This is a genomic window from Cellvibrio sp. pealriver, from assembly GCF_001183545.1.
In the GTDB taxonomy this organism is placed as follows: Bacteria; Pseudomonadota; Gammaproteobacteria; order Pseudomonadales; family Cellvibrionaceae; genus Cellvibrio.
The window spans coordinates 1,058,591-1,072,807 of sequence record NZ_KQ236688.1 but is presented as its reverse complement, the minus strand read 5'-3'; the positions used below and the strand labels follow the sequence as shown (position 1 = coordinate 1,072,807).

Annotated in this window: 10 protein-coding genes; 3 read left to right on the top strand and 7 right to left on the bottom strand. The window is 45.4% G+C overall.

Going from position 1 to position 14,217, the window contains the following annotated elements:
• Window positions 1-61: 61 nt before the first annotated feature.
• Window positions 62-1,321, top strand: a complete 1,260-nt coding sequence (locus VC28_RS04425) for a DUF418 domain-containing protein (RefSeq protein ID WP_156184281.1) — start codon at window positions 62-64, stop codon at window positions 1,319-1,321.
• Between the two features lie 88 nt (window positions 1,322-1,409).
• Here VC28_RS04425 and VC28_RS19495 read toward each other — a convergent pair whose 3' ends face one another.
• From VC28_RS19495 to apbC, 4 genes are all read right to left on the bottom strand, one after another.
• Window positions 1,410-3,083, bottom strand: coding sequence for a glycosyl hydrolase family 18 protein (locus VC28_RS19495; RefSeq protein ID WP_082191405.1), 1,674 nt, complete (start codon window positions 3,081-3,083; stop codon window positions 1,410-1,412).
• A gap of 403 nt (window positions 3,084-3,486) precedes the next feature.
• The gene (gene lysS / locus VC28_RS04410; protein ID WP_049629581.1) at window positions 3,487-4,983 is read right to left on the bottom strand and encodes a lysine--tRNA ligase; all 1,497 of its coding nucleotides are present in this window, start codon (window positions 4,981-4,983) and stop codon (window positions 3,487-3,489) included.
• A gap of 50 nt (window positions 4,984-5,033) precedes the next feature.
• Window positions 5,034-6,129, bottom strand: a protein-coding gene (gene prfB / locus VC28_RS04405) for a peptide chain release factor 2 (protein WP_156184280.1) whose coding sequence is annotated in 2 segments (ribosomal slippage) — window positions 5,034-6,056 and window positions 6,058-6,129 — 1,095 coding nt in all. Because the reading frame shifts where the segments join, the coding sequence is not laid out codon by codon here.
• Between the two features lie 117 nt (window positions 6,130-6,246).
• A complete protein-coding gene (gene apbC, locus VC28_RS04400) occupies window positions 6,247-7,089 on the bottom strand; it encodes an iron-sulfur cluster carrier protein ApbC (RefSeq protein WP_082191404.1) in 843 nt (280 codons plus the stop codon).
• A gap of 148 nt (window positions 7,090-7,237) precedes the next feature.
• Here apbC and VC28_RS19490 point away from each other — a divergent pair.
• Window positions 7,238-8,445, top strand: a protein-coding gene (locus VC28_RS19490) for an IS3 family transposase (protein ID WP_156184249.1) whose coding sequence is annotated in 2 segments (ribosomal slippage) — window positions 7,238-7,580 and window positions 7,580-8,445 — 1,209 coding nt in all. Because the reading frame shifts where the segments join, the coding sequence is not laid out codon by codon here.
• 38 nt (window positions 8,446-8,483) lie between these two features.
• Here VC28_RS19490 and VC28_RS04385 read toward each other — a convergent pair.
• From VC28_RS04385 to VC28_RS04375, 3 genes are all read right to left on the bottom strand, one after another.
• A complete protein-coding gene (locus VC28_RS04385) occupies window positions 8,484-11,564 on the bottom strand; it encodes an efflux RND transporter permease subunit (RefSeq protein ID WP_049629580.1) in 3,081 nt (1,026 codons plus the stop codon).
• 103 nt (window positions 11,565-11,667) lie between these two features.
• On the bottom strand, window positions 11,668-12,792 hold the full coding sequence (locus tag VC28_RS04380; RefSeq protein WP_049629579.1) for an efflux RND transporter periplasmic adaptor subunit: 1,125 nt from the start codon (window positions 12,790-12,792) through the stop codon (window positions 11,668-11,670).
• Between the two features lie 354 nt (window positions 12,793-13,146).
• Window positions 13,147-13,584 (bottom strand): hypothetical protein, encoded by a 438-nt coding sequence (locus VC28_RS04375; protein ID WP_049629578.1) that lies wholly within the window; start codon window positions 13,582-13,584, stop codon window positions 13,147-13,149.
• Window positions 13,585-13,761: 177 nt separating this feature from the next.
• Here VC28_RS04375 and VC28_RS04370 point away from each other — a divergent pair, with 177 nt between their 5' ends.
• Complete coding sequence (locus VC28_RS04370; protein WP_049629577.1) at window positions 13,762-14,199, top strand: NUDIX hydrolase; 438 nt, start codon at window positions 13,762-13,764, stop codon at window positions 14,197-14,199.
• Window positions 14,200-14,217: the final 18 nt, after the last annotated feature.

Sequence of the window (14,217 nt, the reverse complement as noted above, 5' to 3'; positions counted from 1 at the left end):
GATCCAATAAGCGGATTATTGAATCGAAACTAACAATAACGACTCGTCACTACTTCCACCATTGATCAAGGGATTATCTATGAGCTTACCTTTCACCCCTGATTCAGACCGAATCATCACACTGGATGTGCTCAGAGGATTTGCATTGTTTGGCATCCTCTACGCCCATATGATTTTTTGGTACGCCGGCGGCCCATTGCCTGAAGAAACGTATCAACTTTATAAAGACATTGGCAGCGGTATTGCCATTGGCACCTACATGATTTTTATAATCAGTAAATTTTTTGCCATCTTTTCATTTCTATTTGGCCTGAGTTTTTACATCCAAATAGACAAACTGGCACAACGTCACCAACCGATCGTCACACGCTTTGCCTGGCGGCTCACTATCCTGGGAGTTATCGGTATTTTGCATCACATTTTTTGGCGCGCCGATATTTTAACAATTTATGTACCCCTTGGCTTTCTATTGTTGTTCTTTCGCAACATGAGCAACAAGACGCTGCTTATCGTTGGTTCGCTTTTGGTATTAAATATTCCAACCAAATGCGCAGAATTAATTTCTATTGTTGTGCGCGACCAATTACAACTTATTCAAGAAGACCACAAAGCTGCAGGTGCAGCTTATTATGAAATCATCAAACACGGCAGTTTTTCGCAAATGTTCCAACACAATATCCATGCCGCATCGGAGAAGTTTAATTATCAAATCAATAGCGGCCGCGGATTTATTACGTTTGGTTTCTTTTTACTGGGAATGCTCGCCGGACGCATGCAGTATTTTTCACACATAGAACAGCATCGCCCACTGTTTGTCTCAGTGTTAAAAAGAAGTGCCTGGGTATTATTGACAGCCCTTTTGGTCGGCTTAGCATTTAGCGCAAGCAGTTTTATATTGAAGATAGATTTCGAAAAAGCACCGCTTGCAGGCTGGACCGGAGGCTTCATTTTGGAATTCTTTAATGCCTCTCTGACCCTTATTTATATCACGGGAATTAGCTTGCTGATGCTAAAACCAAAATGGGAGAGCCGATTAAAGCCACTAGCCAGCGTGGGAAAAATGGCATTAAGCACTTATCTAACCCAGTCAGTTATCGGTGTCTTCCTGTTTTTTAATGTTGGTTTCGGCTTATTCACGCTCACAAGCCCAGGTCAAAATGCACTTTTATGCATTGTTATATTTACGTTACATATTTTTATTTGCCGCTGGTGGTTGAAACACTTTAATTATGGCCCGGTAGAATGGCTATGGCGATCAGCAACAGATCTAAAATGGAAACCACTAATAAAACAGCAATTACCTGGATTAAAAACCGAATAAAGACATGGCCAGATAAGTTAAGCCCACCCAATAAAAAATCCCCGTTGATAGACTCAACGGGGATTTTTTTATTTACACCGCTATGATGTTAATTACACTGATTATTCAACGCACATGCTCTAACTGCATTAGAGAATGCGTAACCTGTAACATAATCTTCCCAGGTGGACCACGCCATAATCCCACGCAAATCGGGATAGGTTTTTGCTGGTTTGTAACCGACACCGCAATCACCTGAACGCAAGCAACGCATTGCTGCCTTCACAACTGCAGGATTGGTATAACCACTACCCGCTGCTGTAGGTGCAGTCGATGCAGGCAACCCGATAATCACTTTATTTGCAGGCAAACCAAGGTAGCTCACACCTGTGCTTCCGATTTGGAAACCTTCAATCAACGCCTCAGTCCATGCAACCAAACCATCTTGTGTTGCCGAGTTGTAGAACTGACCATTTTTACCAGGCATTGAACCTGTGTTGTAGTACTGCATTTGGATCCAGCTGATGTCATCGCGCAATGCGTTGATTAATGGCAAATAAACACCCCAGTTGTATTGCCCTAACCAGTTGCCCGGTAAATTCGCACCAATGGTGTGTGCTGTTTCTGGAGCCATAGTCAACAAGAAGCTGGAGCCGTAACGCGCTTTCAAGCGCTTGATTGCACGCGCTAAATAATCAGCAGAATATTGCGGATTAGTGAGATTGATTTGCGCATTAGGATTGGTGTGTAAACCTTTTTCAGTATCGATATCAATACCGTCCAAACCAAATTGATCTTTAATCGCAATGAAAGAATTTACAAAATTGTCTTCGTGCGCTTGTGTAGTCAATACAAACGTTGCGTTAGCGCCACCAATCGACAACAACACTTTTTTGCCTTGCGCTTTCGCTGCAGTAATTTGCTGTGCGGTTGGATTGTTTTGGTAACCACCTTCATTACCAAGGAAGAGAGATCCATCTGCATTGATACGCGGGAACGAAATGTTCAGCACAGTGTAGTTAGGAATTGACGTCATCTCTTCCAATGGCCAGTGCCAGTTTTCCCAATAACCAACCAAATCCCGACCATTATTAGTGACCACAGAACTCACACTGGAAGATGACAGACTGGAACGAGAAGAGCTTGATGGCGCGATAGAAGAGCTTGATGGTCGTATAGAAGAACTGGAAACACTGGACGCGCTTGTTCCCGGGCAATTTCCGCCCGCAGTCCACGCATCTTGCCAGTAGGTACCCGTGCCAGGAGCATAAGCCCAAGTCGCTGTTGACGCGCACCAACCTGGAATCTTACAAGTGTATGTTCCACCCACATTTGTGACTACAGTACCCAAACTGTAATTGGTGCCGGCCACATAAGTCGGACAGAAGCCAATCGAACTGCTTGACATTGAACTGGATGATCGACTTGAACAGACAGCAGTATTACCTTCCGAACAAGTAAAACCAAAGCTGCTGGCAGAAGAGCGCGAGCTTGATGAGCGGGAACTTGGCGCAACACTTGAACTTGGAGTAACACTTGATGCTGCAGTATCGCAAGCACCATTATCAGTCCAATGCTGCCATTGGCCTGATGAAGTCGTAGGGTTATTACCCTGTGTCCAATAATTTGCTGTATACGCTCGTCCAGAATGTTGGACTTTGTTGCCTTGGGTATAAACAGTACTACTCGCCCAAGTAGACAAACCAGCACAGCTTACTGCCAGCACATCACTGGATATAAACGATGCCCCGAGTAAAGCACCTGTAAGAAATAAAGATTTCATCGACGTTACCTATCCGTTCATTATCGTTAGTTGAGGAAATAAACACCGGCGAATGCAATTTATCGCTTCATCATTCTTACTGCAGACAAATCATCTAAATACCCGACACTTGCTACACACTTCGCCAGACCACAAATGTCAACGTTGTCTAATATGCACGCAAAACCACACCGGATATTTAAACGAAAATAACGTACGTAACTCTAATTAGATGATTATTGGAAAGAATGAAGAAGACAGCACAAGACAACGTTGCCAGAGAATAAGTACATCTTTTGATCCAAACAAGTACTTTTAATATATAAAAACAGAAAAATCAGCTTTTTAGTTATTTTAAGTGCCACGCAATCAACAATAGATAAAAAAACACCCCGCTGTGCGGGGTGTTTTCTGAAGACAGGGTTTACTCTGGGCGCATATGAGGGAATAGCAACACATCTCTTATGGAGGGAGCATTGGCAAACAGCATAATCAATCGGTCAATACCGATTCCCTCACCTGCCGTCGGCGGTAAACCGTACTCCAGTGCACGCACAAAGTCTGCATCATAGTGCATAGCTTCATCATCGCCCGCATCCTTCTCACGCACTTGTTGCATGAAGCGCTCTGCCTGATCTTCTGCATCATTCAATTCCGAGAATCCATTCGCCAATTCACGGCCACCGATAAAAAATTCAAAGCGATCAGTGACTGCAGGATTTTCATCATTGCGACGCGCCAATGGCGACACTTCAATTGGGTATTCAGTGATAAATGTTGGCTGATCCAATTTGTGCTCAACTGTTTCTTCAAAAATCTCGATGTGGATTTTACCCAACCCATAAGATTCTTTAACTTCAATACCTAAATCTTTAGCTGCTTTCGTCGCACCTTCAATAGTACTTAATTGTTCCCGGGTAATTTGTGGGTTGTAATGAAGCACCGAATCAAACACTGACATGCGCGCAAATGGTTTACCAAAATCGTACTCACTGGTTTGGTATTTCAATACTGTTCCGCCAGTCACTTCAATACATAATTTACGCAACAAGTCTTCGGTCAAGTCCATCAAGTCTTTGTAATCTGCATAGGCTTGATAGAATTCCATCATGGTGAATTCAGGATTGTGTCGAGTGGAAACTCCTTCGTTACGGAAATTACGATTAATTTCAAATACGCGCTCGAAACCGCCAACAACCAAACGCTTCAAATATAACTCTGGCGCGATACGCAAAAACATATCCATATCTAACGCGTTGTGATGCGTAATAAATGGTTTAGCGGAAGCGCCACCAGGAATAACATGCAGCATCGGCGTTTCCACTTCCATGAAACCACAACCACTCATGTAATTACGGATAAAACTGATACATTGCGAACGCAAACGGAAAGTGTCACGCACTTCAGGGTTCACAATCAAATCGACATAACGTTGACGATAACGAATTTCCTGATCGCTCAAACCATGATATTTATCCGGTAACGGCCGCAGTGATTTGGTGAGCAACTGATACTCTTCAAGGTTTACATACAAATCACCTTTCCCTGATTTATGCAACGCACCTTTTACACCAACGATATCGCCAATGTCCCACAAGCCCCATTTATCTTTAATCACTTCTTGCGCGGCTTTGTCCGCATAAAGCTGGATAGAACCATCGCCATCTTGCAGCACCATAAATGGGCCGCGCTTAGCCATAATACGGCCAGCAACACTCACCATGTGATTCAATGCTTCCAACTCTTCTTTGGTTTTTTCACCAAAAGCAGCCTGCAAATCCACACTTTTATCAGCACGACGAAAATCATTTGGAAAGGCATTACCTTTCTCGCGAATAGCAGCCAACTTATGACGGCGCTCGGCAATCAGTTTGTTTTCATCCTGTGCTTCTACTTGTGGTGATTGGGTTTCGTTGCTCATAGTGTTCACTGAAGTTGAATTAAAAATAGAAGGTTAAGGCCATCAAAAAATTAAAGGCCCGCTTTTAAACTTTCGACAATAAATTGATCCAAATCGCCATCCAAGACCGCTTGGGTATTAGAGGTCTGTACGCCGGTCCGTAGATCTTTGATACGCGAATCATCCAATACATAAGAGCGAATTTGGCTGCCCCAACCGATATCGGATTTGTTATCTTCCATCGCTTGTTTTTCGGCATTGCGCTTTTGCATTTCCTGCTCGTACATTTTTGCACGCAGCATTTTGTAAGCTTTATCGCGGTTGGCGTGTTGTGAGCGCTCGTTCTGACACTGCACTACAATCCCTGTTGGGATATGGGTGATACGAATCGCAGAGTCTGTTTTGTTAACGTGCTGACCACCAGCGCCACTTGCACGGTAAGTATCAATACGCAAATCAGCCGGGTTGATTTCAATTTCAATGTTATCGTCGATTTCAGGCGATACAAAAACGGAACAAAAAGATGTGTGGCGACGATTACCGGAATCGAAAGGTGATTTACGGACTAAACGATGTACGCCAGTTTCTGTGCGCAACCAACCGAAAGCATATTCACCTTCAAAATAGATGGTGGCACTTTTAATACCGGCCACATCGCCAGCGGAGACCTCTTCAAGTGTTACCTTGAAACCTTTGGCTTCACCCCAGCGCAAATACATACGCAGTACAATCTCAGCCCAATCCTGAGCTTCTGTTCCACCGGAACCCGATTGAATATCCAGGTAAGCATTATTGGGATCTGTCTCGCCAGAGAACATACGGCGGAACTCAAGTACAGCGAGCTGCTTTTCCAGACGATCAAGTTCGGCTTGTACATCAGCCACCATAGACTCGTCATCTTCTTCCACTGCCATATCCAGCAGCTCGCGCGAATCAGCGACGCCATTATCCAGATCGTCGATAGTTTTTACGACCATCTCTAACGATGAGCGCTCTCTACCCAAGGCTTGGGCTCGCTCGGGGTTTTCCCACACGCTGGGTTCAGCCAGATCCAGCTCAACTTCGGCCAAACGCTCTTTTTTTAGATCGTAGTCAAAGATACCCCCTGAGCACATCGGTGCGCTCGGTGAGGTCTTTGAGGCTATTTAATAAAGGATTAATTTCCATAAATCAGCGCAGTTTTCTCTGTAATGGGGGCCAAAAAGCCGGAAAAAGCGAGGCGCGCATTCTACATGAGATAGCGCATGAGGCCAAATCAGCTATAGAGCAAAAACGCCTTGCTGATCAGTCGTCGGAAATCTCAATATTTGGCATAGACTGGGTGTTTTGCTGGACTTTCTCTATCAGTTTGCGAGCAATAGAACGATATTTTTGGCTAATCACTGATTCAGGATCAGCAGCCACGGAAGGCTTACCTTCATCTGTACCCATGCGGATTGATAAATCCAGAGGTAATGCACCCAAGAGCTCTGACTGGTAACTGCGGGCAATACGCTCACCACCACCCTCACCAAAAATATGTTCCTCATGACCACAGTTAGAACATACATGAATTGCCATATTTTCAATTACCCCCAACACGGGCACACTCACTTTGTTGAACATTTCTATGGCTTTTTTTGCATCCAGCAAAGCGATATCTTGGGGTGTTGTAACAATGACCGCGCCAGTTACCGGCACTTTTTGGGCTAGCGTAATCTGGATATCACCCGTACCCGGCGGCATATCGATGATTAGATAATCCAGATCATCCCAGCGAGTCTGCATAAGCAATTGCTGTAAGGCTCCGGTAGCCATTGGCCCGCGCCACAGCATGGGGGTATCTTCGGTGACCAAATAACCCATCGATATAGACTGGATACCGTAAGCGACAATAGGCAACATTTGTTGTTTACCCTGCTCACCAACCACATCCGGACGGCGCTGCCCAACACCTAACATCTGCGGCTGGCTTGGACCATAGATGTCTGCATCCAAAATCCCTACGCGCGCGCCCTCTATCGCTAATGCCAAAGCCAAATTGACTGATGTTGTGGATTTACCTACCCCACCCTTGCCTGATGCAACAGCGATAATATTTTTAACATTAGGTATCGCTTGGGAATGTGCCATTTGTGCAGTAGCCATACAATAAACCTCTTCGTGTCACTTATAAAACGCACTCTAAATGGGGCGCACCCTAACAAAAAAGGGTGCCTATTGGCACCCTTTTTCATCGCACTGACTCGTCCTGAATAAAGTTGACACTTTTCTACTCTCTACTGAGGAAAGTGTTATGAATCCCGTTATTAAACGCACCCAGCGTGATTACTCTCTCGCCTTTAAATTGGCTCTTGTCGATCAAATCGAAAAAGGAGAGATGACTTATAAACAAGCCCAGTCTCGCTACGGTATACAAGGCAGATCTACAGTCTTGTGTTGGCTGCGCAAGCATGGTCAACTGGATTGGTCATTAGGTTTACCAGCAAAAGGCCTCCTCATGTCCGATAATCCTCGCCCTCAAACGCCAGAACAGCGCATCAAAGAACTGGAACAGCAGCTCGCTCTAACCCAACAAAAAGCGGATTTTTTCGAAGCGGTGGTTGATGTACTCAAGCGCGACTATGGAGTCAGCGTGGTAAAAAAGCCGCACGGAACATCATCCAAACGAAAACGTTAGCGGGTTTATCCGTTGTCCGTGGTTGCCAGCTACTCGGCATCAGTCGGCAAGCCTGGTATCAACAATGTAAGCGGGTGCGACAACGAGAAGTGCACACGCAGATACTCCTTGATGCGGTGCAGCGTGAACGTGCATTACAACCCTGCATCGGAACGCGCAAACTACAGCGCTTGTTACAACAATCCGCATTGGTTGTGGGGCGAGATCGACTGTTTGCTTTGCTGCGCGAACATCGCCTGCTGGTTCCCACCAAGCGGGCTTATCACAAAACAACGCACAGCCATCATCGCTTTCGCAAACATCCCAATCTTCTGAAGCCTGGTGAACATCAAGTGATTCCGCAACGACCAGAACATGTTTGGGTGGCTGACATTACCTATTTACCCGTGCATCAGGGCGAGGCCTATTTGAGTTTGGTGACCGATGCCTATTCGCGCAAGATTGTGGGGCATTGCGTCCATGACAATCTGAAGGCTGAGTCAGTAATCGGTGCGTATAAACAAGCACTACAGCAGCGACGCAGTGGTGATGAGCTCATCCACCATTCAGATCGGGGTATTCAGTATTGTTCAGCGCAATACCAGAAATTGCATTATCAATACGGTGTTCATTGTTCGATGACGGATGGTTACGACTGCTATCAAAATGCGCTGGCAGAGCGTGTGAATGGTATTTTGAAAAGTGAGTTTTTGATAAGGAAACCCAGGGATCTTGCAGAAGCAAAAGTGATGGTGGCCGAGTCGATTCGGATCTACAACGAACGTCGTCCGCATCTATCCCTAGAATACAAAACGCCCGATGAGGTGCATCGGGCGTTTGGATAAATCAGTGTCAACTTATTTCAGGACTGGACACACATCATTTAAATGGCTTCAGCCATTTCTTCTTGCTCATCCCGATCGTGTTGATGGTCTTTGGCGAGCAGCATATAAACTGAAGGCAATACAAACAAGGTAAAGAAGGTTCCGATTGTCATCCCCAAAACCAACACAATACCAATTGCATTACGCGCTTCGGCTCCTGCACCAGCGGCAAAAATCAGCGGCGTATGGCCAGCAATTGTTGCAACACTGGTCATCATCACTGGACGCAAACGCAGCAGAGACGCTTCGCTGATCGCATCCAATTTAGCTTTGCCTTCTTCCTGTAATTTATTGGCGAATTCAACAACCAAAATACCGTTACGAGCAATCAACCCCATTAGCGTTACCAACCCCACTTGCGAATAAATGTTGAGAGTGGTGGTAAATCCGTTGGTAAAAAATGGTATTGGCATTGGTATTTTCCAAAAGGTAAATAACAATGCACCAAACATCGCCAGAGGTACCGAACCAGCCAAAATAACCAATGGATCGCGGAAGCTATTGTACTGTGCAGCCAATACCAAAAAGATCATCACAATTGCCATCAAGAACGCCGGCAAAAAAGTATTTCCCTCGCGAATCAGCTGACGCGACTCACCCGTGTAATCAATTGTGTAACTGGTTGGCAAAATTTTTCTTGCTTCGGATTCTACATAAGCCAACGTTTCGCCCAAAGGCTTTCCAGAAACACCGCTGATTTTAACTGCATTTAATTGCTGCATACGGTTGATGGTACGCGGCTCGGTTGTATGACTGATGCTAGCTACCTGATCCAATCGAATCAATTCACCATCAGGTCCAGTAACATAAAGATTTGACAGATCATCGGGATTCAAACGTTCTGTACGCTTAACCTGGGGGATTACTTTGTAACTTTGTCCTGCCATGTTAAAACGATTTACATAGCCACCGCCTAACAAGGTGCCTACATCATTAGTCACCGTTTGCAAATCCAAACCAAGGTCAGCTACTTTTTCACGATCAATGCTTAATTTGTAGTCCGGTTGATCCACTTTCACATCCAACGTCGAGAAATAGAACATGCCGGATTTGGTCATGATTTCTTGTACTTTCAGCGCATGCTCATAAATTTCTTTAATATCTGCCGTAGATGCAATCACAATTTCAAAAGGAAATTGACCTCCACCAGGCAGTGCAGGCGGCGTGATCGGAAGAATTTTCACACCTGCTATAGCCGACAATTTCTGCTGCACCTCAGGCATGATTTCAAATACATCGCGATCACGCTCTTCCCAAGGCTTTGTTACCATGCCTGAGAACCCACCCGTCGGCAGCGTCAACTGAAAAGTAAAATCCGTTTCTGGGACACTCATAAACGCTTCATTAACCTGTTTACCGTAGTGAGAAGACTGATCAACAGTTGAGTTGGCTTGAGCATCAACAATACCGAAAATTACACCCTGATCTTCTGTTGGAGCCAACTCTTTTGGTGACATACTGTAAAGCGGAAAACACAACACAGTGATGCCAATCCAAAAGACGTATACACCCATACGATTTTGCAAACTAGCTTTCAATTTATTGCCATACCAATCACGGAAACGCTCAAACGGTTTTTCCAGCGGAGCCTTCAAACCCGCGTGAGGTTTCAACATGCGCGACCCCAGCATGGGCGACAATGTAATTGCAACAATTGCTGAAATTGTTACTGCACCTGCAAGCGTAATAGCAAACTCACGGAACAATGAACCAATCAAACCACCTTGCAAACCAATAGGAATGTAGACAGAAGCCAAGGTCACTGTCATTGCCAAAATCGGCCCTGCAAGTTCACGAGCAGAAATAATTGCCGCTGCAAAAGGCTTCATGCCATCTTGAATATGACGCTCGATGTTTTCCACCATAACAATGGCATCATCAACAACGAGACCAACACACAATACGATCGAAAGCAGTGTTAGCAAGTTCAATGAGAATCCACAAACTTGCATAATGAATAGTGCACCGATCAATGACAGCGGGATTGCCAGAACGGGAATAATTACCGAACGACTGAACCCAAGGAACAAGAAAATAACGATGACAATAATTAACAAGGTTTCAGTGAGCGTTTTAACTACTTCGTGGATTGCAGCATCAATATACTCTGTTGAGTCATAAGCAACGGTGCCTGACAAACCTGTTGGCAATTCAGCCTTGATTGCCTCCATCTCTTTATTTACTGCTTTCATAACATCAAGGGCGTTGGCATTGGGCGCAACCCAGACACCCATAAATACAGCAGTATCCCCAGAGTAGTTAACAACGGTATCGTAATTTTCCGCGCCGAGCACAACATCAGCAATATCGCTTAAGCGGATAATCCCATCGGCTGAATTGCGAATCACGAGTTGTTTAAATTCATCGACACTTTTTAAATCCGTATCTGCACGCAAATTCACCTGCGTGTAAGAACCACGCGTTTGACCGACCGCTGCCTGAACGTTATTCGCTGCCAGGGCGGCACGCACTTGCACGGGTGTTACATTTAATGCTGCCATACGCTCTGGTTTTAACCAGATGCGCATTGCGAACGTCCTACCACCGAGAACATCCGCTTTTTGCACACCTGCAACAGCAGTTAAACGCGGCTGGATAGAACGCGTTAAAAAATCCGTAATTTGGTTCTGCTCCAGAATTTCTGAACTAAAGCTTAGGTAGGCGGCCGCGAATTGTGAATCAGCCGCTTCAATACGAATGGCAGGCACCTCTGCTTCAGGTGGCAAATCACCGCGCACCTGATTTACCTTGGCCGAAATTTCAGTCATGGCTTTCAGCGGATCGTAATTCAAACGTAAATGTGCAGTAACGGTAGACATACCCATCGCACTTTGCGATTCGATGTAATCAATGCCGCCAGCTGAAGCAATTGCACGCTCAATTGGTGTTGTAATAAATCCGCGTACTAATTCCGCGTTTGCACCAACATATACTGTGTTAATAATGATTACAGAGATGTCACTACGGGGATATTGGCGCACAGTCAGGTTTGACCCTGCCTGTATCCCCAAAATCAAAATAAGCAGGCTGACAACAATAGAGACAACCGGACGCTTAATAAAAATATCGGTAAATTTCATAAGTTAGGCTCAATTGGCTTTGTGGCTTATGGAGTAAATCAATTTGATCAATATCTCCCCTCTACCGAGGGGAGAGTAAAAATCGAAACAGGGATTAGAAAAATTAACTATCTGATGGAGTAGGTTCGAGCTTGAACTCTGGTGTAGGCAACGTACTTACAGTAACCGCCTGACCATTCAACAATTTAAATGCGCCCGCACTGGCCACCACATCACCAGCTTTAATGCCATCTACAATTTCAACAAAATCACCACGTGCCTTACCCAAGCGAACAAATTGTTGGCGTGCCTTAAAGGTTCCTGCCTTTTCTCCTTCTTCGATTACAAAAACCGTATCGCCGAAGGGAGCATAAATCACCGCTGTGCTAGGAACGGCTAATACATCCCGCGGGTCAGAGAGAGTGACTTGGGTTTCAACTGCCATACCTGGAATCAGCAGACTTTTTTCATTGTTGAGATACGACTGCACGATTGCGTTGCGAGTGACAGGACTAATTTCTGCACCGATTGCGGTTATTTCACCGCTGATTGTTGCATCAGAACCATCGCCCACATTCACCTCAACAGGTAAGCCACGGTTCATTTGAACCAGCCAAAATTGCGGGACAGGAAAATTCACTCGCACACTGTTGGTTGCTTGCAGCGAAACAATTTCCGTACCCACTAATAAGTCTTCACCCAAATCTACTTTGCGGATACCTAGACGGCCATCAAACGGAGCTCGAACCACTTTTTTATCAAGCGTTGTTTTTAAATCCGCCACATCACCTTGAGCTGACTCCATTTGCTGAACAGCGGTATCCAACTCACTTTGCGAAACAGTATTGCGCTTGCGCAATTCAACCAGGCGCTCATGGTTGGATTTAGCCAAACGCAAGCGCGCTTCTGCGGCGCTCAATTGAGCCTGCTCATTGCCAGACTCTTGTACCAGAATCACAGTGCCTTTCTTGACTTGCTCACCAGATTTAAAGCGGATCTCTTTCACCTTGCCTGCCACTTCAGCTGAAATGACAATCCCCTCAGATGCCTCTACGGTACCCATCGCTTTGTATGTATTTGGCCATTGCTGAACTTCAGCAGTGAAGGTACTGACTGTTTCTGAGGGCGGCGGTGTGTTTTCGCCTGCATTTACCATAGCGGCAATTTGGCCACCTTTAATGCCACCAACAACCAACACTATTCCGAGTAGGCTTGCAGCAGCAATGCCGATTGATTTCACATTGTTCATAAAGAGGAACCAATATAGAGGGGGAAGTATCACTAACACGGAGCTACGCAACATTATGCGGGAGGGAGTCGATAAACCGTCGGTATCCCAACCAAAACTGCGGCTTTTCAGCCGAAGATTCTTGCATAGCCATCACTAAAACCAAAACGAACAAATGTCACAAAGTGTAAAGCTCAAACGTTCGCTCTGGAGACCCAACAAAACCAGCCGACCATCTGGTCGGTTGGCAAATAATATTCCCTTTTTGATGATTGTCCAACGAATTGTTAGATGGAGCACAAAGTGATGACATTCATCACTCAGTGCTATTTTGCTTATTGTTATGTCAACCGATGTCAGGAGATTTGCACGCTACTAGCTTTCAATAGCGTAAACCATCCGGGCTTCAGCAATACCCGAACTTGAGCCAAATGCCGGAAGCGACGCAACCAAATACACATCCCCGGTGATGCGCCTCAGCATTGCACACATCGCATCGAGAGACTTATCAGAAGCAGCGGGCATATCACCTTCTATTGTCAGGGTATTCGTCCGCTCTAAAATGGCCAGCCGATCAGATTGCATCCACACGCTCACTGACTGGATGGAAATCCTGGGGAATGTAAAGGAAGATTTTTGCAAATTGATGTCTTTGGGAATAAAACGCCGAAATTGCGGGCCAGCATAAAATGCCGATGAAGATTCCGTTTTTGCACCCAAAATACCTTCAGCTAACAATCTTCGCTCCAGGAGACGAGTTTTGTTAAAGCCGACATAGTTTTGAGGGTAAAAAATAATCGATGTAGATGCCATATGCGTCCCTGCTGCTGTGGGTAATGATCTTCCTGAGTTTTCAATTCCGATTCAAACAAACAATCCATCAGAAATCAACGCGAGTACTGCTGTTCTTTGAAGTAGGTCTGCTAGCATCTGCGCTTCTACTATTTACTTCTCACTTTTATCTTTTTCCAATTTAAGCAGGATCCGAATATGACCTGGGCCCCCCATGTAACCGTCGCCACTATTATTGAACGCGACAATCGTTTTCTTATGGTCTATGAAGAGGCTGATGGCAAAAAAGTCTACAACCAGCCTGCGGGTCATTTAGACCCCAATGAAACCTTAACGCAAGCAGCAATTCGCGAGACGCTGGAGGAGACCGGCTGGACTGTGGAGTTGACCGGAGTGGTTGGGGTAAATTTATATACCGCACCCAGTAATGGCATCACTTACTTCCGCACCACATTTATCGCGCATCCGATCAGTCATGACCAAACACGCACGCTCGATACCGGGATTATTGAGGCTGTTTGGTTGAGCTATGAGGAAATTCTTGAACGAAAAGACCAACTACGCAGCCCAATGACACTCCAAATCATCGACGAATACCGCACAGGGCGGCGCTTTCCATTGGGTGTAGTCGGCTAGGGATCACACGCGTTTGTC